This window comes from Polynucleobacter sp. P1-05-14, from assembly GCF_018881675.1.
Taxonomy (GTDB): domain Bacteria; phylum Pseudomonadota; class Gammaproteobacteria; order Burkholderiales; family Burkholderiaceae; genus Polynucleobacter.
This window is the reverse complement of sequence record NZ_JACVPV010000002.1, coordinates 1-21,719: the sequence shown is the minus strand read 5'-3', so window position 1 is coordinate 21,719 and position 21,719 is coordinate 1. Positions and strand designations below refer to the sequence as shown.

Here is a 21,719-nt window from a genome sequence, read left to right as displayed (position 1 = left end):
AATGAAAAACCACCCGTAGGTGGTTTTTCAGATGACATCAGCCCAACAAAAGGAATTAATCCTTTTTTGAACCCTCAATAGCAATCATGATGGTTACATCGTCACCTACGTTCGGCGCGTATTTACCCATATTAAATTCTGTGCGCTTAACTTTTGTTTCAGCATTGGCACCGCAATAATCAGCGCCAGACATTGGATGTTTTTTGCACTCAAAATTAGTGATATTCAATGTAACTGGCTTACTTACACCCTTCAATGTCAACACACCTTTTAAAGCAACTGGTTTGTCGCCTTTAAAAATCATATCGTTTGATTGAAAGCTAGCAGTCGGAAATTGGGTTGTAGATAAAAAATCTTCACCTTGGATGTGATTGTTAAATAAAGCAGATCCTGTATCGACAGATTTCGTATCAATAGTGATATCTGCACTGCCTTTTTTAGCTGCTTGATCAATCGTTACAGTTCCAGTAACCGCATTAAAGCGGCTGGTCTGCTTAGAGAATCCTAAATGGTTATATTCAAACTGAGCAAAGGTGTGGTTAGCATCAGTAGCATAAGTTACTGGCGCAGCAAAAGCAGAGCTAAGGCCAATGGTTGCAAATAAAGCGATAAGTAATTTTGATTTCATGTAATTCTCCTGATTAAAAATTGAATAACTAAGTTAGTAAAAATGAGTTTAGATAAGTTAATTTGTAAAACTATTTTTGATTTAAGACTAAGTGAACATTGACTGGCACCTCATTGGCAACCGCGGAAGTATCTGCCCAATTTCCAGCACCTAAGCCAAAATCTAACCTCAGTACCTGAAAGCTGGCATCAAAGACCATCTGCTTGCCTTGCGGCTGATACTTGACAGAAATCAACAGTGGTATTGCTTTACCCTTAATGGTTAGGGTTCCATGGGCATCCAAACTATTAGGGCCTGTGGACTTAACAGAGTCAGTAACATAGCTTGCAGTTGGGAAGAGCTTTGTACTAAACCAGTCTTTTCCTTTTGCTTCTTCTTGTAACTCTTCTCCACCAGCGTTAAAGCTAGAGATCTCAATGATGAGATTGGCCTTCGCTTTTTCTGGCTCGTCCGGGTTAAATACAACCTTCCCTGAAAATTTTCCAAAACTTCCAGAGATCTTTGAGCCCATCAATTTACTTGTAAAAGTAATTTTGCTTTTCGCGGCATCAATAGATGAATACTCCACCGCATAAGCTGAGCTTGCAGCGCCAATAAATAGCATAGCTAATAAAGCTTGTGCCAATATCTCAAAACGTAATGAGAATTTACTTTTCATGGGTAGAGCCTCCAAAGGTCATGCGACTTATTAAGCCATCTTTATCGATAAATTGATGCTTTAGTGCAGCCAAAATATGAAGCCCAACCAAAGCCATTAAGCCGTTAGCCAGAACCTCATGGATCTCTTTCAGCTGATGGCCAAGTGCCTTATCTTTATCTACCAAATCCGGCAATTCAAATAAGCCAAAGTAGTTGACGGTATAGCCCTTAGCGGAACTCATTAACCAGCCCACAATCGGAATCAGAAGCATTAGTAAGTACAGTGCAAGATGGGTTATCTTCATTGCACGCTCTTGCCATGCTGGCATTGCGATGTTTAATGCAGGAGCAGGTTGAATTGCACGCCACAACAAACGTAGCACCACCAAAAAGAATATGGTGACACCAAGCCATTTGTGCCAGCTGATTCCTGTAATTCTGACTGGGCTTAATGGCATATCAGCCACAGCAATTGCAATTGACCATGTTGCAAATATCAAAAGCGCCATCACCCAATGTAAGATGATGGCAATTGAGGTGTATCTGACTTTATTCATTAGCCGCGCAACTGCTTGGTAATTTTTGCAATGCGCTCACCGTACAGCCTTGCAGTCTCTAAATCACCCGCATTCACTTCATCAGCACTTGCATCCGATGGTGTTTGCATCATTGCACCTGCAGATGAGCCTACGTAGTTAATGTCATCACGCTTAGCCGCTTTCGAATTCGAAGGCATCAATCCAGTACCAACCCAAAGGCCAGAATGCTGCATAGCCAAAGTAAAGAAATAATGCAAGGTTGAATGCTTATCCCCATTCATCGTTGCTGAATTCGTAAAGCCACCGAAGACTTTGTCTTTCCACTGCTGTGAAAACCATGGCTTAGAACTAGCATCAGCAAACTTCTTAAATTGCCAGCTAACCGAACCCATATAGGTTGGAGAGCCAAACACAATCGCGTCAGCATCATTAATTGTTTCCCATTGTTCATCAGTAATATTGCCCTCAGCGTCAATGGCAATCAATGTTCCATTAGCGCCTTTAGCAATAGCCTCAGCCTGCTTTACGGTGTGTCCATATCCACTATGAAATACGACAGCTACTTTAGTCATTACATTCTCCTTCAAATTTTCAACTTGATTAAAAGATGTCTTTCAACAACTTGAGTGATTCTTCGAGCTGCTTTAATTCATCTGACGATAATTTTTTAAATGCTTTACTTAGATACTCTAAATGCTCCGGAAATACTTTTTCAAATACAGACTGACCTTCTAGTGTTAATCCAATGAGTTGACTACGGGCATCTTCAGAATTTGTCTCTCGAAGAATAAGACCTTTGGCCCCCAATCGCTCTAAGACACCAGTTAGAGTGCCCTTAGTAACTAATGTTTTTTCTCCCAACTCTTTACAGGTCATTGGCAATTGATTTCCCAATGTGGCAATCACATCAAACTGGGTCATTGTTAAACCCATTGCCGCTATATGCGGAGCTGAATAACGCTCAAATGCTTGATATGAAGAAACGAGGTTTCTCAGGGCGGGTAAAAAGTTCATAAATCCTATTTAAAGTACTAGTTAGAACTAGTTTAGTACTAATACGAACTAAATACAAGTAAATCCAATAAAAAACCCCACAAATTCTGTGGGGTTTAGGCTCATTCTTCGATATTCCTCAGAATTGAACTGTTTCACCCTCAGTCATCGGAATAATTTTGATATTGCTACCCTTCATAGCCTCCTGAAACTCGGCTAACGTACCTTTAGTCATTGGGTTAGAGTTGTAGTGCATTGGGATCACCATCTTTGGCTTAATCCATGTGCGTAATGCAAAGGCAGCATCATCAGGAGCCATTGTGAAATTTCCTCCAATCGGAACCATCACTAGATCAGGCTTGTAGTGTTCACCAATAAATTTCATGTCACTAAACAAGCCGGTATCGCCCATGTGCCAAATCTTAAAACCGTTCTCAAGCTCAATAATGAAGCCCATAGGCTCGCCGGCGGGATGTGACTCCATTTTGTCTGTAGCCGGATTCTTCCAAACCAATAAAGAAGAGTGCTCTGCTTGAACTGCGGTTACCTTGATTCCAGGCGCAGGTGTTACGCGACCCGTTTTATTAAAACGATAACCCAAGTCTGCTGGCAGAATTCCCAAAGTAGTTAGTGGCGTCACCATATCGGCTGGACCATATAACTTGATGTTATTCATCTTAGCCACAGCTGGCGCATCGCCAAGATGGTCAACGTGTGCATGCGTCACTAGCAACACATCAATCGGACCAATCGCCGCCAAATCATTCTTGTAAATCGATGGTGTCTTCGGTCCGCCAGTAATCCAGGGATCAATCAGAATCATTTTTCCCTGAGGGGATTTAATCCGGAACCCTGCCTGTCCAAACCATAGTGCCTCAGTCTTACCCTGAGCACCTACAGCTGGAGAATTCTGCGCAATACTGAGCGAGGCTGTTGAAACTAATATTGCCGAAAGCAATACGCCCAAACCGCTTTTAGCTGAAAGGCATTTCATTGATACATCTCCTGATGATTGTAGTAATCAGGGAACTATAGACCAAATTGAAAGTTGAGACTTATGACGCAATGCGTCAATTTTTTAGGCACTATTTCCAGAAAAGGGAGATCTTTTGCGGTGAGTTGGCTTTAATAGAAAGCACTCTCTTTTGAGTCACCTCTTGGTAAGCTGCCTCAATCACATAGTCGCCAGACTCGAGATTAATCAGCATATAGGGTCCATCTGCCTGGGCATCAAAAATCATCTGTTTTTTTGAGTTCATGATTTTGATAATTGCCCCGAAGATCCAGACTCCCCTGCCATTTTCTATTTGAGACATTTCTAATAGCAATGGCCATTGCTTTGCATCAGCTAAAATCGCAACCGTCTCACTCTCACCTACCCCACCAGTGATGTAAGAAATTCCCTGTGAATGCTGTGTCTCAGGAATTTGTGCCGAGGACAAAGAACTCAATAAAATTAGTTGAGTAGCGATCAGTATTTTGAGAAGTGTTTTCATACTTCTATCTTACGTCTGATTGATATATAAAAAAAGCCCCGCATACACGGGGCTTATGTGCGCTAGAACACTTAAGCTTATGGAGTCATCACAATGGCGCCTGAAACTTTTCGTCCTTCAGCAGCACGATGCGCATCAGCAGCTTGTTCTAAAGAAAACTTAGCGCCGATTTGTACTTTGACATGCCCTTTGGCAATGGCATCAAATACTGCTTTAGCGTTTTCTTTTAACAAAGCTGCAGTAGCGTTGTGTGGAAATACAGAAGGTCTAGTTAAAAACAGACAGCCCTTCTTATTTAAGATCTCTGGCTGAATTTCTGGAGCTGGGCCTGAAGCAGCGCCAAACAAAGCGACTGTTCCAAAAGGAGCAGCACAATCTAAAGAGCCTAAGAAAGTAGTTTTAGCAACAGAGTCATAAACTACATTGGCTTTTTTTCCACCAGTGGCTTTAAGCACTTCTTCAACCCAATTTGCTTGAGAGTAATCAACAACAGCATCACAACCCGCTTTCTTAGCAGCAGAAAACTTTGCTGGCGAACCCACAGTGCCAACAACAAATGCACCCAATGCTTTTGCCCAACCAGCCAAAATTTGACCAACGCCGCCAGCAGCTGCGTGCACGAGCACTACATCACCCGCTTTTACTTTATAGGTTTTTTGCACAAGATATTGTGCAGTCATTGCTTTAAAGAAAACAGCTGCGGCAACTTCATCAGAAATATTGCTGGGCAGAACAACCAATTTGTCAGCCGCTACATTACGTGCACTTGCATAAGCGCCAATCCCGGCATTCATATAAACGACGCGATCACCCACTTTTAAATCAGTGACGCCTTCGCCCAAAGCCTCAACCACACCTGTAGCCTCATGTCCAAGGCCCGTAGGCATTTCTAATGGATAAACGCCTGAGCGCTGATATACGTCAATGAAATTAAATCCAATGGCAGTTTGACGGAGCTGCACTTCACCTTTTGCAGGTGGTGGCAATTCTTTATCAATCACTTTGATTACATCCGCACTACCCAGTTCAGTAAGACTAACGACTCGAGCTTTTGTCACAGGTCACCTAATTATTTTTTTATAGAGAAAAACATCATACAGTAAGGGCGCCAACAGAGTCCTCTTCAATTACCGCCCAAGTACTGTCACCTAACTTCTTTACTGCCATCGAATAAGTCCAACCGTCTGGAATTCCACAACTCCATTCTTTCGGACCGTTTTGAATCAATACATTAGTGTTATTTCTACCGTCATAGTACAGATGGTAAATTTTTCCATGAATAGGATTAAAGCCAAATTTAGCGCTATGCACCATCTCTGTAGCATCTAGTCTTGCTTGTAATGCTTTAGCCTGCTTCATTAAGACTTCAGCCTGCTCCATAATGCGATCGTACTCAAGCTTGGCATTTTGGCGAGCTACGTTAACAGCCTTATCTTTTTCCTCAGTCACTTTGATGGGTGCAAACACAGGAGCACCCACCTCCATTGGATATTCAATCCCTGCATGTCGCGCTGGATCGGTATCTTCGATTCTCATGAAATGCCCTGTATGTACTAATTTAATAAATAGATGTGATTACTTAATCAAGCCACATGCAATACGTGGGCCAGAATTTCCTGCAGGCTGAGATTTGTAATCATCCGGGTCTCTGTGCACAACCACAGAGCGACCAACAATTCCAGTTGGACCTGTATTTACAGCAAATCCATGTAACTTAGCAGTGTAAGTTGCGTTGCCATTGGCATCGGACTTAATGTTGGGCAGATCTCCTGCATGATTCATGCCGCTATTTGGCATGCCATGAGATTTTGTTTCAGGATTGAAGTGACCACCTGCGCTGGTTGCATCCGGAGCAGAGCAATCGCCTTTTTCATGAACATGAAAACCTTGTTCTGAGTTTGGCTTTAATCCAGAAAACTTACCATTGATGAGAACATCATCTCCTTGCCAGGTAAACATAACCTCACCCTTAGCCTGAGAGCCTGATCTTGAATCTAAATTTGCGCTGGCTTTTTGCCCAGTACCTTGCTCCATCGATTGGCATGCCACTAATGACAACATTCCCACAGCGGATAAAGCAATTGAAATTTGCTTGATTTTATGATTCATCTGGATCTCCTTGGATGAGGCGCCCAAAGGCGACTTCCAAGAAAGTGTGACACAAATCCGGTGCTTTTGCTTAGCGCTTGTAGAAGCTCAAAGTCACCTCACCCAAATCAATCCCAAACTTACTCATCTTGGCCTTATTGAGCATTACCTTGGGGGTAATTAAGTACATCCAATCATTAAATTGCACGTTATATATAGCGCCATCCACCGGCAAAGCAAGGGTATAGGTCCAGTTAAGCGCATTTCCGGCAAGCTGACCTTGCGCATCACCCACCACATCATCAGCCCTACCAATGTAATTACCCGGAGATTGCTCAGTTAGCGTCCAGATGCGCGTTTGCTTTGTGCCATCAGAGTATTCAAAACGTTCGTCCAAAGTTCCGACTTTTTTACCTTCAACTATCGTCCAATTTGCTTTGATCAGCACAGTAAAGCGCTTTTTAACTTCGCCACTTCGATCAGTAAAGATGCCATAGGCATCAATCGCTCCAGAAAAGTATTCACTCAGGTCTAAAGCCGGTTTCTCAGCCGCATATTGAGAAACCTGAGGCGAAGAGCATGATACTAAAAGCGCTCCACAAAATATTATAAACATCAAGCGTGTAAAAAGGGATTTCATGACTTAACAAGCCTCATTAAAAAGTGGTGGCGGACAGGTCTGTCCTAATAGTTCTGTTCTAAGTTTAGGAGCGCTAGTTTTAGGATCTAACCAAATTCCAAAAAATGCTTTTGAAAACTCTGCCCCAGGTATTTGCGCAATTTGCTTATCGTCATGATAAAAAATGGTTCCTTGCCTAGGAGAATAGATAGCAGTCAAAGTTTGCCCTGACTCCACATTGGGTAAGAATGATGCTAACTCCTTACCCCAAAGGGCGGCTTGTTCATCAGGTACGCCAGTGCGCTTCATTTCCTCTGCGCTCCGATTGGCAATCGATTTACCGGAGAAGGATTTTTGATAGCGCATATCCAATGCAAACTCAGATGAGGATAGTGAGCCCACCCTATAAAAAGAAGCATCGTATATATGTAGGCCCCACCAAGTCAGTCGACCGCTTCCTTGTAGTTTTGCAGTGCTTAAATATGGTGGCACTTCCAATGGATCGCGAGCAAAGCTGAGCGATGCCAAGCAACTCAGTAGAGCAGCGATGAGAAGAGGATAGGCTTTCTTCATTTCCGTGACACCCTCGAACGAGTCTTCACTAAACGTAACGCTACTGGCCCAAAGAGATTAGATATCACATGCCGATTCTTAGCAAAAAAGAGATATGCCAATTTCAAGAATGGTTGAAGTGGCTTTCTTGAAAAGAGCCAGGCCATACGAGGTAAGTTTGCACGACGATAGGCCTCAGGAAAAACTGAGACGCCTTGGATCAATTTGCCGCTAGCAAACTGGCCATACATCGCTGCCAATGCAGCCTCACAGGATACCCCCACCTTTTGAGGTTCATACTGTTCTGAGTTAATGTCGACAAAGCCCAATAGATTGTGCTGATTGCGTCCCGATAAAAAGAGAATCTCCGCCTGGCACAACGGGCAAGCGCCATCGTAAAACAAGGTGAGCTTTTCTAATTGGGTCATTGTTCAGCAAGTTTACGGCTTATTCAATAAACTGGCTGACACGGATATTTTTAAGGTTGCTATGCAAAAAGAAGTTGCGCTGAATGTTTTCGGTGAACCCCTCATTCCTTGCTCTTTCGATCCCCTAACAGGGTTTTTTAGGGATGGATGCTGCAAAACTAATGAAGAGGATGTGGGTAGTCACTTAGTTTGTGCCATTGTGACAAATGAATTTTTACAATTTAGCCTGCAAAAAGGAAATGACCTCATCACCCCAAGACCAGAGTATCAATTTTCAGGGTTAGTGGCTGGTGACCAATGGTGCCTATGTATCAATCGCTGGGTAGAGGCATTCAATGCCCAATGCGCGCCATCCATCAAACTGGAAAGCACTCACATCAAAGCCCTAGAGACTGTACCCTTGAATATCCTGAAAGAATATTCAAGGGAAATGTAAAAGCGTGAAGGCATTTTATACCGACCATTTTGTATTGCCACTTCCAGAGGGGCATCGCTTTCCGATGGAAAAGTATTCTCGATTACGTGATTTGGTGAGTGGAGAAAAAAATATTGAGCTTGTAGAAGCACCACCCGCAACAGATACCCAAATCCTATTCGCTCACGATCCAAGCTATCTCATTAAAGTCATTGAAGGAAGACTTTCTCCGCAAGAGCAAAGAGAGATTGGATTTCCATGGAGTGAGCAGATGGTGGAACGTTCACGTCGTTCAGCAGGCGCCACGGTTGCTGCAGCCAAAACTGCTTTACGAGAAGGTATTGCCGCCAATCTTGCGGGCGGCACCCATCATGCATATCGAGATTCTGGTAGTGGGTTTTGTGTTTTTAATGATTCCGCTATTGCAGCCCGCACTTTACAAAAAGAGATTAGCTCATCCCTGAAGATTGCAGTGATTGATTTAGATGTGCACCAAGGAAATGGCACTGCATCGATACTGCAAAATGATGATTCTATTTTCACCCTCTCTATTCATGGGGAAAATAACTTTCCTTTTAAAAAAGAAGAGAGCGATCTTGATTTGGGTCTAGAGGATGGCTGCGAAGATGACACCTATTTACATGCCCTGCGCCAATCCCTAGATCAACTGGATTCACGCTTCAAGCCAGACTGCCTCATTTTCTTAGCTGGTGCAGACCCCCATGAAAGTGATCGCCTAGGAAGGCTGAATGTCAGTACAGCAGGAATGCGCTTACGGGATGAGGCGGTATTTCAGTATGCCTTGGATAGACAACTACCCATCGCGTTTTCAATGGCGGGCGGCTACGGAAAGGAAATGACATCTACAGTAGATATTCACTTTCAGACCATTAAGACCGCCCTGCAATTTCAGAAGCAATATTAAATCTCTAGCCCTTCTTTTTTGAGGTGCTTTTTGGGCTGGCGAGATTGCCAACATTCTCGACGCTCTTCTCAAAATTTGTAAATGAGTCCGCCATTGCAGCGCGAATCAGTTCAAAATTTTGCAATGCGTTGTTAAATGAGGTTTTGAATACAGAGACATAAGCCTCGCTACCAAGCGGCGCATTATCCGTTGCATCATTTACAAAGTGAATTAAATCTGCCTTAGATTCTTGAATCATGGTTTCAGCAATATCAGCGAGCTCTTGATTACCGCTTTTAAGCACCTGAAGTAATTGGTTGTGATATTGAGAGATCTCTTTAGCAGCATCCTGCAGCACTTCGGCATGAACAAATTCAAATGCAGATCGAAGGTTCTGAGTTTTCATTAGCTCAGCTACCCTCTTCTGAATCATGCCGGCTAATTCCTGTGTCGCCTGCTGATTAATCTGTGCGATTGCCTGAGCACTTTCAATCGCCACGCGCCCAGCTGCCTTAGTCGCATCAATAGCTCTTTGCTGTCCTGGCATTGCATTCATATCAAGTGATTTCTTGCTCATATCAACCTTTCAGATGGGTAATCCCAGATACCAATCTACTCTGGTTCAGGCGGGTTTCTATAGAGAAAAACCAGTAGATCTACCAGATACAGGCAAAAGAAAAGCCCCGGCTATTACTAGCTGGGGCTCCATCAGCATTTAGAGATCAATACACTCTATTTCTTACTTTGAGTCGGGCTTCTTCTTTGGAAGACTGTCTAGAGTAGCCGCACTATTAATCTGTTGATCTACTAAATAGAGCGTGCCGCCATAGTTAGCTTGTAAATCGTATCCTGAGAGTCCCACTGTATAGAAGGTAATTTCGGGATTAAAGGAGCGAATCGTACCACCAGAACCAGCAGAAAAATTTGCATCTACATCGATGCCACCACGACGACCATCAATCGAAGTCAACAAAAACTGATCGATAGCACCCGGGGTCTTAAAGATCGCCACTTGGTACTGATCTTGATAGCCAGCCCCCAAACCTTCACCTGTTTTGAGCGCTTGCATAAAAATAGGTTCTTTGCGACGCTTATCAAACAGGACACCCTCGCCACGGGCTACTACCAGCAAGACAATATTGACATTGGTAGTCGTAAAGACTGCATATCCAGCCGCCTGATCAATTTCTTTTTGAACATCCGGTTTTTGCTTGATCAATGCATCAAGACCCGTCTTTGACATCTTTAATGTAGCGTCACGCTTTTGAATAATCTCTGCAGTTGTGAGTGGCTTGCCATTTTGACCGGTCGATTGGCAGCCAGCTAGAAAGCATGCCGCTAGCAAAGTTAAGGCAAAGCATTTCAAAAAAGAATGATGTGTATTGGTCATATTTAGGTGATTGATAAGGTTTAAATAGTCAGTCTCAATTGAGGGTATTAATCTAAGGGTCTGGGCTTCTTGGTTTCTGATACGGGGATGACTTTACCGCCTAAGACTGTCGCATACACTCCAACATCCTTAATTTTAATTGCGGGAATAGCTTGCGGATCGGCATCCAAAATTGCAAAGTCCGCGAACTTACCGGCCTCAATACTTCCGACCTTATCTTCTACACCCAATGTGTAAGCAGCATTAATGGTAATCATCTTCATCGCATCAGAGACGGTTACCGCCTCCGCTGGAGCCCACACCTTGCCATCGCTATACACATCCTTACGAGTTACTGCAGTCCATGCCTCTTTTAATGGCACAGGGGCAGATACAGGCGCGTCCGAATGAATGGAAGTAACAATACCATTACGAACTAAGGTACCTAGTCGAGTCGCATAAGACACACGATCCATACCTAAGGCTGGATACTCCAATTTAGCGCGCTCGGAAATATAAGAAATATTGGCACTGACTACTGCGCCAAGAGCCTTAATCTTCATTACCATTGCAGTCGATGGAATGCCAAAGTGGTTAATTGTGTAACGATGATCAAATCTCGGCTTGGCATCGATCATTAACTGCAAAGCATTAATCGAATTTTGATTACCAATATCGCCATTACTGTGAATGTGAATGTGATAGCCAGCATCCCACCAAGGCCTCATTGCAGCAGCAAAGTCTTGAGCTGACTTGTAGTTTGATGATCCTAGGCTGCCATCGGTATAACCTGGATGTTGCATGCGCATGGTCTCTGGCAAATAACCGCCATCACTATAAAACTTCACGCCTTGGAATATCAAACGGTCGTTATCTTGCTGTTGTAGGGCCTGTGCTTCTGCAATCGCCTTATCACCATACTTCTGAATAAAAGGCTCCGCGTAAACGACCGGAACAATTCGTAAAGCACCTGCCGAGGATTGACTAAAAGCCTTAGCAATCTTGAGCTCCATATCAATATTCAATGTTCCAAAAGCTAAGTCGCCAGAAGTGGTGATTCCGCCTTGCTGCATGAGATCGCTCATATACAAATAGTCAGTCGGAATCTCACTCGGATTGAGAATATCTTTTCCAGCAATACCCAAAATATAAGTTACTGCAGGAATTTCCAAAAACTGACCGTTCAATTGACCATCTTTATCAATACCTATGCCTTTCACATTCTTGACTTTGTCAGGTGTGATGCCATAGAACTTGATGAAAGCGCTATTGACGTACATATCGTGACCAGAAGCGTCCCAAACAACAATTGGCCTGGTACTAGAAGCCTGATCTAAAAGTTGGCGGTCAGGCATCTTTCCCATAGCAACCACATCAAAGCCCCATGCCAACAGAGTCTTGTTCGGATCCTTGATGTCATCAGAGTATTTTTTGAGCTGTGTCATTGCTGACTGTAAATTAGCAACCCCAGGAAATGCTGCCCCCCATGGATTTGGCATTGGCGATGGTGTCAGCAATGGTTTGTTGAACAAAATACCGCCCAACAAAGGATGTGCATGTGGCTCAATGAATCCCGGGTACATCACTTTATTAGCAAAATCCCGATTAATTTGCGTAGGGTACTTGCTTGTCCAAGGCTTCATATCTTCCAAAGAGCCTACGGACAAAATACGCCCATCCGCAACAGCAACAGCGGTTGCATTCGGAATCGCCGGATCCATCGTGACAATTTTTTTAGCCACAAACACAGTGATATCAGTGGCCTTAGGTGTTGATGGTGGATCAAGCAACTGAACCGCTGAAGCTAGACTTGAGAAAAGACCTAATACACCGGCATAAATAATTTTAGACTTTAGGTTCACTGGGGGCCTCTATCAAACCTTCATTTATAGAATACTAACCATACTTCAATTGCAATCATCAATCTAATTAAAAAAGAAGCTCGACAAGCGAGCCTCTTATTAATATCAGATAGCCGAATTTAAATCCATTAATTAACCGGGACTACAATTTTTGGCTGAGCTAATTTAACGTACTTCATTTCCTTAGCATTCACATCCATTTTTTTCAAATCAAATGCATACGTATTATTGTTTTCAAACATCTTGACGTTGTAAACCATGGTTTTATTGTTGGCCACAATGCTCCATTCAGTTACCTCATAACCGCCAGTGCCGCCACCATAAGGATTACTAGCTGGCAAGGTCACTGATCCAGGAGGAATATCAAAGCTTCCTAGAATGTGCCAAGCAGCACCGTCCATTTGGGCGTTGGTAAAGTTTGTTGGCACTGAGTTTGATAAAAATAGTGCGCGAATAAAACGGCTTGGGCTCAAGAAATCTCCAGGAAGGCCATGCAATCCATTACCAGAACTCGGTGCTGCGTAAGTGGCTCCATTAATGACTAGTGGTGGCTTCTCTACCTTAGAGAGATTGGCATAGCTTCCAATGCTATTGAGGTGATCTTGAAACGGAGGGTCATTTGTCAATACAGTCGTTGGGTTGTCAATGATAGATAGTCCATTTTTGGAGTACTCAACTACGATACTTTTACCATTGGCATCGTGCAATGTATAGTGCACTGGTGGTGTCTGATTCCCATAAACAGCCAACTTCGCGCCATTGACTTTAATCTTTGGTAGACCAGCCTTCACCTCATCAACAGTAGCAAAATTTGTCAGCACGTAAGTGAGCACCTGAACTGAATTGATGCTTGTTGCTGAGTCAGCTTGGGTAACTGCCTGGTAAGCAGCACTATTTGGGTAGTTAAGTACGCCTCCGATGAGACCCTTTTCATTCATGCCATCTACCAACTCAGGCAAGCCAAGTGCATTCATGCCGGCTACTGCATATTTAGAATTCCAATTCAAGCCTGAGCCGTACTTACCATCAACACCAATTCCTTGATGGGCATAAGCTCTTGGAATGGTAGTTAACTGAGAATTCAAAGGCAAACCGAATTCCATTGTGCGGCCATAAACATAGCCACCATCACTACCTTTGAGCAAGAAGCTAGTACAGGCTTCACTCACCAATGGAGCAAATGCCAAGGTAACTGAAACCGAAGTGGCTAGTAATTTATTAAACATCCGTTTTTTCATGATTAACTTCCTATCTTTTATAAGTGGGAAACTCTGCAGCAAATTACTTAAGAACAACTAGTGTGGCCGTAGCACGCGCACCCCAACCAGATGGCCCACCGGGTGTATTGCTGACGTAATACATAGGACCAGCACCAAAGGAGAAAGGCACGCCATCAATCACCACCAATTTGGAAACGCCTACATATAGAGGGTTTGATGTGCGATGCGTATCGTAGTTATATTGCGCTTCCATATTGGCTGTATATGTCCAAGCCTGTTTATCGGTGTAAGCAACAAAAGGCTGTCCATACAAATTATTTTGTGTGCCAAAAGTTGGATTGCCGCCTACGTTCCAGGATTGGTAACCAAGCAAGCCATAAGTCCATGGACCTTCGCGATTCAAGACAACAGCAGTCACGCCGGCACCAGTTTGTTGTGAGCCAAACTTACCGCTATTACCGGATGGTGATTGCGCATACGGGCCAATACCCCAAATCCAAGAGGAGTTGGTATTGGGTGCATAAAAAGACTCAAGAGTTACGCTAGCAATACCGTATCCAGAAAATGATTGGCCAGGCGCAGTTTGCACACTAGTTTCTCTAACACCCGCAACAATAGGGCGAACGATGAATGTGTCACCGCCGCCTAAATTGAATGGCATGACTGGCTGAAATAATAAAGTTTGCTCGGAGCCGCCCTGATTTAGGCCTACACCGCGGCTAAATTGGTATTGCAGCGGCACTGAAATCATATTGGCGATTGGATTTGCTAATTTCTTAGCAATGTCAACGCTGTCCACGGCCGACTTGGCAGAAACAGTTACAGCACCTGATTTCTCAGCAGCAACCATACCCGCACGGGCAGGAATTTCTTGGGCAAAAGTTGGGGATGCAAAAACACCTACTGCCGCTAAGGTAGCTGTTATTTTTAGAGTGAGGTTCATGTTTTATTTCTAATGAATTGAGGATTAGAAGTGAAATGTTGCTGATAATTGTGGGCCTTGAAAGGTCGTCTTTTGTAGTAAACCTGCACCGTTTGTCTTTGAGCTGCTCATGTCATAGTAGAGGCCGCGATAAACCAAGGAGACATCAACCCATTTTTCAATAGTCTTGCCGACGCCTGCCATTGCCTGCCAAGTAACATTAGTAGTTCCACCTCCGCTACCGATATCAGCATAAAAAGGAATGTACCAAGTGGAATCTGCGATGCGATAGCGCCCTTTAAAGCCAATAATCGGATCAACGGTACTTACAGTCTTTGAGTCGCTCAATGAATAATTTGTTCCGTCAAGCGCGAGGTTCAACGTGGCGGTCATACTAATCCAACGTACTCCCAATAAACCATCAACATTAGCGTCTTTATTGTTTACAAGGTTATATGTAGCCGCGCCAGTCAACATGGTTTGCTGAAGGGTAGGTTTCATCGCCACCCTAAAGTTGTAACCAGGCGCCGGAGTAACTGATGTAGTACCGCTCTTTTGCAAGGTAGCGCTGACTACATCAGCCATCATTCCCCAACTACCATAATGCGCCTCTCCAGAAATCATTGCCCCAGACTTCAGATTGCTAATAATGTTATTCATGTTCGCATCAGCAGTATTTAGGTATTGACCTTTGTAGTTGAGTGTAGAACTAACATTAGGGAGCCAGACATAAGGCGTTACATCAACAGTCCACTGATTAGAAATCTTAGGAATTGGCGTAAGCTCCTCATCCGCATAAGCCAAACCCATCGAAGTAAATAATGTAGACACTGATAAGAATGCTAGGAGAATTTTCTTATTCATAAAAGGACCGATGTAATATAAGATTGGTGAGGAAATAGTTAATACAAATTTTGGAACTAATTATAGTCTGTAGGCCTAACACTTAAAGGCTTGCGCTCTAGAAGTTATAGGAGACCTTCGCGTAGGTAGACCAGTCGTACTGGTGATAACTTTGAACCACTTGCTTGCTAGCCCCCACTGCAAATACCCAGCTCCTTGCGAAACGATGTGTCACCATGGCATCCATTGGCACAAACCAGCCTCCACCAGCAGAGTTATAGACTGCGCCGTTTTCATCCCAAAAACGCAACATCGTGTTTGGGGATAGCTGGAAGCCAATAGTTGGGAACACCTGGAGATTCCTTACCAACGCTGGTTGGCTAGGATTAATGACTTGGCTATTATTTTTGGTGTCAAAACCATACATATAGCGCAATAAGGGCGAGAAATCAGTCACATGTAAAAGGCTGTCCACCTCAGGCAAAAAAGACCACCCTAACTGAGGCCCCACTGCCCACTGACCGTTATTGCCAAATGGAAATACAACGCGACCACCAACTAAAGCCCCCAAGGGCTTCAGAAAAGTTTGATCTTGACCCCATACCGTCACCATGGTGTTGCCCGCACTGTACTGCCCTGAATTATTAGCCGATGAAATAGAGTTGTAATTTGAGGCGTAAGAAGTATCCAGACGTATACGTCCACGCCACTCGCCGGCTGCTAAAGGGTTGTAATAGCGAAGCTTAAGAATATTTTGATAATTATCATTGCCGTCGTAATTGTGATAACCCCAAAATTCCAACACCTTGCTATTGGTTAGCCGCTGAGAGTCGTTGTCAAATTTTGAAACGGGGACCAATAAGTCCTCAGCATAGCTTGCTGACACAAAAAAGCTAATAAGAAGTGATAAAAGTATTTTCATGAAAGGCAATGCCACCCTAGGGTGGCATTTATTACATATATCTATTTAAAAACGAAAGACTATGGCGTTACAACATGCCATACATTATTGACGTTATCACCAGTCTTATCGCCAGGATTTTTGTCCTTAACAAAGAAGTACAGTGGCTTACCTTTGTAAGTTAGCTGCTTTTGACCATCGTTACGGGCGATAGAAGAAAAATCTCCTGAGAGCATGATGCCTGGCTCTACATAAACTGGGGGCCAATTATTCGCACAAGTTGACACACATTCGGATTTTCCTGAACCAGCCTGGTCTTTATCAAAGGTGTAAATGGTCTTGCCATAACTGCTTGTCAAAATACCGTTGTTCACCTTTATAAAATCTGCTGAGGATGTTTTGATATCGGGCGTACCGCATGCTGTCAACGCCATAGCAACAATTGCTGCTGAGCTAAGCTTTAATAAATGTTTCATTCTCTATCCTTATATGGGCTATGAATTAATTACCTGGTCCAACCAAGGTAATTTCAATACGACGATTCTGTGCACGACCTTCTGGAGTTGCATTAGAAGCAACTGGATTAGATTCACCCATGCCTTGCGCAGAAATCAAACTTTGGCTAACGCCCTTACGAATAAGATAGTCAACTACATTATCCGCACGCTTTGAAGAGAGGTCCAAGTTTGTAGCAATTCCTTGATTACGTAGCTCGGCTCCGATCGATACATTATCTGTATAGCCACGAACAACCACTTTTGTATTTTTAAATCCAGAAAGTGTTGGCGCCATTTTTGCTAAAACCTGCTCAGCTTTTGCATTTAGGCGATAGCCACCCTCTGGAAACAAAATTTTGTCGCGAATAGTAATGCGCAATTCGCCCTGTAATTGACGAATTTCCACCTCATCACCTTGGTAGGCCTGTTGAAGCTGGCTATACGCCTGGTCCAATTGATTGTATTTGCCATCAGTAACGCAGGCACTTAAGAGCGCAAGTGCTGTAATAGATAAGGCTATTAATCCATGTTTCGTCAAACTCATGTCATTTCTCCAAAATCAGTAAAAAATATGCTTTTAATGGCATTAAGGCCACTATAGCCCAAAGGCTCACCCGAGCCTTTCAAATACCCATAAAAAATGGTCATTTTCTTCAAGAGTCTTGAAATAACTTGTTTTAAGCAGGCTGGAGACCCTAGAATCAATTATCTATAAATTCGATCATAAATATCAAATTTATTCATTAGACAAATAAACAACTGAGGTTCAAAATTGCTCTAGTTGTAGTAGTTACTAAAGAAATTGATTAACCAACACTAGGAGCACAGTATGTCCATTATTAATACCGCAGTTCAACCATTCAAAACCGAAGCTTTCCATAATGGTAAGTTTGTAACGGTTACTGACGAATCCCTCAAGGGCCACTGGTCAGTTCTGATTTTTATGCCAGCAGCATTTACTTTTAACTGCCCAACAGAAATTGAAGATGCAGCTGAGAACTATGCTGAATTCCAAAAAATGGGTGCTGAGGTTTATATCGTAACAACCGATACTCATTTCTCACACAAAGTTTGGCACGAGACTTCTCCTGCTGTTGGTAAAGCAAAGTTTCCGCTCGTTGGCGACCCAACACACACCTTGACAAACGCGTTCGGTGTTCATATTCCTGAAGCCGGTTTGGCATTGCGTGGCACATTCATCATCAATCCAGAAGGCATCATCAAGACAGCAGAGATTCATTCAAATGAAATCGCTCGTGACGTTTCTGAAACTTTACGTAAGTTGAAAGCCGCTCAGTACACAGCAGCACACCCAGGCGAAGTATGCCCAGCTAAGTGGAAAGAAGGCGCAGCAACATTGACTCCATCTTTGGATCTCGTAGGCAAGATCTAAGTTAAATCAGTAATCAATAGACTCTCTTTAAGAGAGTCTATTGGAGAGGACCAGATCCTGCCCAATAGACTCACCTAAAAAAATACCCAAGGAAATCATCATGCTCGATACCAATATCAAATCTCAGTTAAAGGTATATTTTGAAAAGATTGTTAGCCCGATCGTTCTAGTAGCCAGCCTAGATGACAGCGACAGCTCTAAGCAGATGCTTGAGCTCTTAAATGAAGTAGCCGAGCAGTCTGACAAGATCAGCTTAAAAACTGACGGTAAGAGTGAGCATATTCCTAGCTTTACCGTTAGCAAGACTGATCAAGAAGCACGCATTACCTTTGCCGGCCTACCAATGGGTCACGAGATGACCTCTTTCATTTTGGCTATTTTGCAGGCCAGTGGCTATCCCGCCAAAGTAGAGCAAGAGGTGATTGATCGCATTACTAGATTGGATGACAAGCTTAGCTTTCAGACCTTCATCTCCTTGTCATGCCACAACTGTCCTGACGTTGTCCAGGCCCTGAACTTAATGGCAGCCCTCAATCCAAACGTTACCCATGAAATGGTTGACGGCGCCCTTTATCAAGGCTTGGTAGATCAATACCAAATCATGGCTGTACCAACTGTGATTCTCAATGGTGAAGTATTTGGTCAAGGCCGTATGAGCGTTGAAGAGATTGTTGCCAAGCTAGATACTTCAACACCCAAAGAAGAGGCTGCAAAGCTTTCTGCCAAAGAATCCTTTGATGTTTTAGTCATTGGCGGTGGGCCTGCCGGTGCTGCTGCTGCTATCTACGCGGCACGCAAAGGTATTCGCACCGGCATTGTGGCTGAACGTTTTGGCGGACAGGTCATGGACACTATGGGTATTGAAAACTTCATTTCTGTAAAAGAAACGGAAGGACCTAAATTAGTGCAAGCGCTCGAGCAACACGTGAAGAGCTATGAAGTCGACATCATGAACTTACAGCGCGCCAATGCTTTGCGCAAAACGAATCATGGTCTTGAAGTGGAATTAGCCAACGGTGCAGTTCTGAATAGCAAATCTGTGATCATCAGTACTGGTGCCCGCTGGAGAGAAATGAATGTTCCTGGCGAACAAGAATACCGCGGCAAAGGGGTTGCTTACTGCCCTCACTGTGATGGCCCTTTATTTAAAGGTAAGCGTGTAGCGGTGATTGGCGGCGGTAATTCCGGTGTTGAGGCTGCCATTGATTTAGCGGGTATCGTTAGTCACGTGACCTTAATTGAATTCGATAGTAAGTTGCGGGCTGATGCAGTATTGCAAAAGAAGATGGCTAGCATGCCAAACGTTACTGTCGTTATGAGCGCACTCACCAAAGAAGTATTGGGTGCCAATGGCAAGGTCAATGGCTTGCGCTACCAAGATCGCACCAACAGCACTGAGCACAATATTGAACTGGAAGGTATCTTTGTACAAATCGGCTTGTTACCAAACACTGATTGGCTCAAAGGCGCTATTGATCTTTCTAAGCACGGGGAAGTTATCGTCGACGCAAAAGGTGAAACTTCTTTGCCGGGAGTATTTGCAGCTGGAGACTGCACCACTGTTCCATATAAGCAAATCATTATTGCAATGGGCGAAGGTGCTAAAGCTTCTCTAGGAGCATTTGATTACCTCATTCGCTCATCAGTTACCGAGCCAGAAGAAGCGGTTGCTGCATAACTAATAATCAATTTGCAGCAAAACAAAGGGAGTCTTTCGACTCCCTTTCTCTTATTGAAGTAAATACTACTTACTCTGATTGACCTGGTCTAGGCGTTTGCCATGGCCAGCGACCATCGATTTCTAATGTGAGTGACCAACTCAAAAAGCAACGAATTAAAACAATGGCGCCCAATACTGCCACACTTGTCAAGGTTGGACTGATGGCTACAGTACGGATCACATCCCCCGCAACCAAGACTTCAAGACCAAGGATCAAAGAGCGAACGATCTGAATACGAAAAGTTTTATAGGCGATATCGGCCGTCTGCGTAATCAGGCCTTTTGCAAAACAGAAGAGGCCCCATAAAACACCGATGGATACTACGGCGACTCCAAGGGCATCCATCACATCACTGACATCGCGAATAATTTCAATTTGATTCATATTGCAGTCTTTTGAGATTGAATGCCTACATATTAGCTCGTTTAGCACTAGCACTCGTTATAAATTACACTGTCTCACTATTGCTAGATTAAATCCAAGGAAATCAGAATGAGCTTGATTGACAAATTACAGTGGCGCTATGCCACCAAGAAAATGGACTCCACAAAATCCGTCCCCCAGGAAAAAGTTGAGTTAATACTGGAGGCCATTCGTTTAACTGCCAGCTCTAGTGGATTGCAGCCGTATGAAGTATTTGTAATCACCAATAAAGCCATTCGCGAGAAGATTAAAGCCATTTCATGGGACCAATCCCAAGTAGTGGATTCTTCTCACTTACTCGTTTTTGCCGCTTGGGATACCTATACGGCAGATCGAATCAATCAATCATTTGATATGACTGAGAAGCTGCGCAATTTCAAAAGCGAGGCTGGTGACATCTACCGCCAGAAGCTGCTTAGTGGTTACACCGCAAGAGATGCTGAAACTAATTACACCCACGCTGCAAAGCAAGCTTATATTGGACTCGGTACCGCCCTCATTGCGGCAGCGTACGAGCAGGTAGATTCGACACCAATGGAAGGCTTTGATGCTGCAGCCCTCGATGAAATTCTCAATCTCAAAGCAAAAGGTTTGCGCAGTGTTGTCATGCTGCCGCTAGGCTATAGAAAGGCTGATGAGGACTGGTTACTTAACTTGAAAAAAGTCAGAAAGCCTAAGGAAGACTTTGTTACTTGGATTGAGTAATAAGTAGAAGGATAGAAAAAGTAAAAACCACCTTCGTGAACTGACCCTCAAAAGTTGGACATCAAGTCCAACCAAGGGGGTTTTGTTTTATGAGCAAATACAGTAAGCAGTTCAAACTAAAGGTAGTTAAGGAGTTTTTAAAGTCTGGTGGCCTCAAGCGGGTTGCCCATCTATTTAAGATTAGTCATGCTCAGGTCCGTAATTGGGTTTTAGCCCATCGGCTCCATGGCATTGCTGGGCTTAACCCAAAGCCTGTGCGCCATACTGCGTCGTTCAAAATGCAAGTCCTGCAATACATCGACTTGTACCAAGTCTCCCTTCATTACGCAGCTGCCCACTTCAATATCCCTTCTCCAAGCACGGTTTGGATGTGGCAAAAACTCTACAATGAAGGTGGTATTGCAGCCTTGCAATCCAAACCCAAGGGACGACCGACCGCCCATGCCAAAACAAAGTGAGATTGCAGCGCTACTAGCTAGGCCATCTTCTGAGCTGACACATGACGAGTTACTGCGCAAAGCGCAGTATTTAGAAGTGGAGAACGCTTATCTAAAAAAGTTAG

Annotated in this window: 29 protein-coding genes; 6 read left to right on the top strand and 23 right to left on the bottom strand. The window is 43.6% G+C overall.

All coding sequences use genetic code 11. The features are described 5' to 3' along the window. Positions 1-55: 55 nt before the first annotated feature. The 13 genes from ICN37_RS02055 to ICN37_RS01995 form a co-directional block, all read right to left on the bottom strand. Positions 56-628, bottom strand: coding sequence for a YceI family protein (locus ICN37_RS02055; protein WP_216120546.1), 573 nt, complete (start codon positions 626-628; stop codon positions 56-58). Between the two features lie 70 nt (positions 629-698). Continuing rightward, the gene (locus ICN37_RS02050) at positions 699-1,286 is read right to left on the bottom strand and encodes a YceI family protein (protein WP_216154512.1); all 588 of its coding nucleotides are present in this window, start codon (positions 1,284-1,286) and stop codon (positions 699-701) included. Next, positions 1,276-1,824: a cytochrome b gene (locus tag ICN37_RS02045; protein WP_216154511.1), complete on the bottom strand. Its 549-nt coding sequence runs from the start codon at positions 1,822-1,824 to the stop codon at positions 1,276-1,278. The genes ICN37_RS02050 and ICN37_RS02045 overlap by 11 nt, the downstream gene beginning before the upstream one ends. Continuing rightward, positions 1,824-2,378: a flavodoxin family protein gene (locus tag ICN37_RS02040; RefSeq protein ID WP_216154510.1), complete on the bottom strand. Its 555-nt coding sequence runs from the start codon at positions 2,376-2,378 to the stop codon at positions 1,824-1,826. Before ICN37_RS02040 ends, ICN37_RS02045 begins: the two co-directional genes overlap by 1 nt. Positions 2,379-2,406: 28 nt before the next feature. Beyond that, positions 2,407-2,820 (bottom strand): MarR family winged helix-turn-helix transcriptional regulator, encoded by a 414-nt coding sequence (locus tag ICN37_RS02035; protein ID WP_215320693.1) that lies wholly within the window; start codon positions 2,818-2,820, stop codon positions 2,407-2,409. A 118-nt stretch (positions 2,821-2,938) separates the two neighbouring features. Beyond that, positions 2,939-3,793, bottom strand: a complete 855-nt coding sequence (locus ICN37_RS02030; protein ID WP_216154509.1) for a metal-dependent hydrolase — start codon at positions 3,791-3,793, stop codon at positions 2,939-2,941. Between the two features lie 91 nt (positions 3,794-3,884). Continuing rightward, positions 3,885-4,295 (bottom strand): carboxypeptidase regulatory-like domain-containing protein, encoded by a 411-nt coding sequence (locus tag ICN37_RS02025; RefSeq protein ID WP_216154508.1) that lies wholly within the window; start codon positions 4,293-4,295, stop codon positions 3,885-3,887. A gap of 77 nt (positions 4,296-4,372) precedes the next feature. Continuing rightward, positions 4,373-5,353 carry a zinc-binding dehydrogenase gene (locus ICN37_RS02020; protein WP_216154507.1) on the bottom strand — a complete coding sequence of 327 codons (981 nt, stop codon included), beginning with the start codon at positions 5,351-5,353 and terminating at the stop codon, positions 4,373-4,375. A gap of 34 nt (positions 5,354-5,387) precedes the next feature. After that, positions 5,388-5,831: a DUF2452 domain-containing protein gene (locus tag ICN37_RS02015; protein ID WP_072583733.1), complete on the bottom strand. Its 444-nt coding sequence runs from the start codon at positions 5,829-5,831 to the stop codon at positions 5,388-5,390. 39 nt (positions 5,832-5,870) lie between these two features. Next, positions 5,871-6,404: a superoxide dismutase family protein gene (locus tag ICN37_RS02010; RefSeq protein ID WP_255538447.1), complete on the bottom strand. Its 534-nt coding sequence runs from the start codon at positions 6,402-6,404 to the stop codon at positions 5,871-5,873. A 70-nt stretch (positions 6,405-6,474) separates the two neighbouring features. Next, positions 6,475-6,999, bottom strand: coding sequence for a DUF3833 domain-containing protein (locus ICN37_RS02005; RefSeq protein ID WP_255538446.1), 525 nt, complete (start codon positions 6,997-6,999; stop codon positions 6,475-6,477). 27 nt (positions 7,000-7,026) lie between these two features. After that, a complete protein-coding gene (locus tag ICN37_RS02000; RefSeq protein ID WP_216154506.1) occupies positions 7,027-7,575 on the bottom strand; it encodes a chalcone isomerase family protein in 549 nt (182 codons plus the stop codon). Continuing rightward, positions 7,572-7,982, bottom strand: coding sequence for a thiol-disulfide oxidoreductase DCC family protein (locus tag ICN37_RS01995; protein ID WP_216154505.1), 411 nt, complete (start codon positions 7,980-7,982; stop codon positions 7,572-7,574). Before ICN37_RS01995 ends, ICN37_RS02000 begins: the two co-directional genes overlap by 4 nt. Before the next feature lie 61 nt (positions 7,983-8,043). Here ICN37_RS01995 and ICN37_RS01990 point away from each other — a divergent pair, with 61 nt between their 5' ends. Together ICN37_RS01990 and ICN37_RS01985 are read left to right on the top strand one after the other, a co-directional pair. Continuing rightward, positions 8,044-8,418 carry a DUF2237 family protein gene (locus ICN37_RS01990; protein WP_215322345.1) on the top strand — a complete coding sequence of 125 codons (375 nt, stop codon included), beginning with the start codon at positions 8,044-8,046 and terminating at the stop codon, positions 8,416-8,418. A 4-nt stretch (positions 8,419-8,422) separates the two neighbouring features. Further along, complete coding sequence (locus ICN37_RS01985; protein WP_216154504.1) at positions 8,423-9,322, top strand: histone deacetylase; 900 nt, start codon at positions 8,423-8,425, stop codon at positions 9,320-9,322. A gap of 4 nt (positions 9,323-9,326) precedes the next feature. Here ICN37_RS01985 and ICN37_RS01980 read toward each other — a convergent pair whose 3' ends face one another. The 9 genes from ICN37_RS01980 to ICN37_RS01940 form a co-directional block, all read right to left on the bottom strand. Continuing rightward, positions 9,327-9,878 (bottom strand): phasin family protein, encoded by a 552-nt coding sequence (locus ICN37_RS01980; protein ID WP_216154503.1) that lies wholly within the window; start codon positions 9,876-9,878, stop codon positions 9,327-9,329. 162 nt (positions 9,879-10,040) lie between these two features. Then, positions 10,041-10,691: a hypothetical protein gene (locus ICN37_RS01975; protein ID WP_215320711.1), complete on the bottom strand. Its 651-nt coding sequence runs from the start codon at positions 10,689-10,691 to the stop codon at positions 10,041-10,043. Between the two features lie 47 nt (positions 10,692-10,738). Beyond that, entirely contained in the window at positions 10,739-12,532 is a 1,794-nt protein-coding gene (locus tag ICN37_RS01970; protein ID WP_216154502.1) for an amidohydrolase, read from the bottom strand. Positions 12,533-12,660: 128 nt separating this feature from the next. Next, positions 12,661-13,770 carry a linear amide C-N hydrolase gene (locus ICN37_RS01965; RefSeq protein ID WP_216154501.1) on the bottom strand — a complete coding sequence of 370 codons (1,110 nt, stop codon included), beginning with the start codon at positions 13,768-13,770 and terminating at the stop codon, positions 12,661-12,663. A gap of 43 nt (positions 13,771-13,813) precedes the next feature. Continuing rightward, positions 13,814-14,695, bottom strand: coding sequence for a hypothetical protein (locus tag ICN37_RS01960; RefSeq protein WP_216154500.1), 882 nt, complete (start codon positions 14,693-14,695; stop codon positions 13,814-13,816). 24 nt (positions 14,696-14,719) lie between these two features. Continuing rightward, the gene (locus ICN37_RS01955) at positions 14,720-15,538 is read right to left on the bottom strand and encodes a hypothetical protein (protein ID WP_216154499.1); all 819 of its coding nucleotides are present in this window, start codon (positions 15,536-15,538) and stop codon (positions 14,720-14,722) included. Between the two features lie 97 nt (positions 15,539-15,635). Next, the gene (locus ICN37_RS01950) at positions 15,636-16,439 is read right to left on the bottom strand and encodes a hypothetical protein (RefSeq protein WP_216154498.1); all 804 of its coding nucleotides are present in this window, start codon (positions 16,437-16,439) and stop codon (positions 15,636-15,638) included. 59 nt (positions 16,440-16,498) lie between these two features. Beyond that, on the bottom strand, positions 16,499-16,894 hold the full coding sequence (locus ICN37_RS01945) for a hypothetical protein (protein WP_216154497.1): 396 nt from the start codon (positions 16,892-16,894) through the stop codon (positions 16,499-16,501). A gap of 25 nt (positions 16,895-16,919) precedes the next feature. Continuing rightward, a complete protein-coding gene (locus ICN37_RS01940; RefSeq protein ID WP_072584056.1) occupies positions 16,920-17,459 on the bottom strand; it encodes an OmpA family protein in 540 nt (179 codons plus the stop codon). Positions 17,460-17,744: 285 nt separating this feature from the next. Between ICN37_RS01940 and ahpC the strand changes: the two genes are divergently transcribed. Both ahpC and ahpF read left to right on the top strand, forming a co-directional pair. Then, entirely contained in the window at positions 17,745-18,308 is a 564-nt protein-coding gene (ahpC, locus tag ICN37_RS01935) for an alkyl hydroperoxide reductase subunit C (RefSeq protein WP_072584055.1), read from the top strand. 100 nt (positions 18,309-18,408) lie between these two features. Beyond that, positions 18,409-19,986: an alkyl hydroperoxide reductase subunit F gene (ahpF, locus tag ICN37_RS01930; protein WP_216154496.1), complete on the top strand. Its 1,578-nt coding sequence runs from the start codon at positions 18,409-18,411 to the stop codon at positions 19,984-19,986. Positions 19,987-20,056: 70 nt separating this feature from the next. Here ahpF and ICN37_RS01925 read toward each other — a convergent pair whose 3' ends face one another. After that, positions 20,057-20,413 (bottom strand): DUF1622 domain-containing protein, encoded by a 357-nt coding sequence (locus tag ICN37_RS01925; RefSeq protein ID WP_215320723.1) that lies wholly within the window; start codon positions 20,411-20,413, stop codon positions 20,057-20,059. 108 nt (positions 20,414-20,521) lie between these two features. Between ICN37_RS01925 and ICN37_RS01920 the strand changes: the two genes are divergently transcribed. Continuing rightward, positions 20,522-21,157: an NAD(P)H-dependent oxidoreductase gene (locus ICN37_RS01920; RefSeq protein WP_216154495.1), complete on the top strand. Its 636-nt coding sequence runs from the start codon at positions 20,522-20,524 to the stop codon at positions 21,155-21,157. Positions 21,158-21,246: 89 nt separating this feature from the next. Continuing rightward, positions 21,247-21,615, top strand: a complete 369-nt coding sequence (locus ICN37_RS01915) for a helix-turn-helix domain-containing protein (protein ID WP_216154494.1) — start codon at positions 21,247-21,249, stop codon at positions 21,613-21,615. The last annotated feature ends 104 nt before the right edge of the window (positions 21,616-21,719 follow it).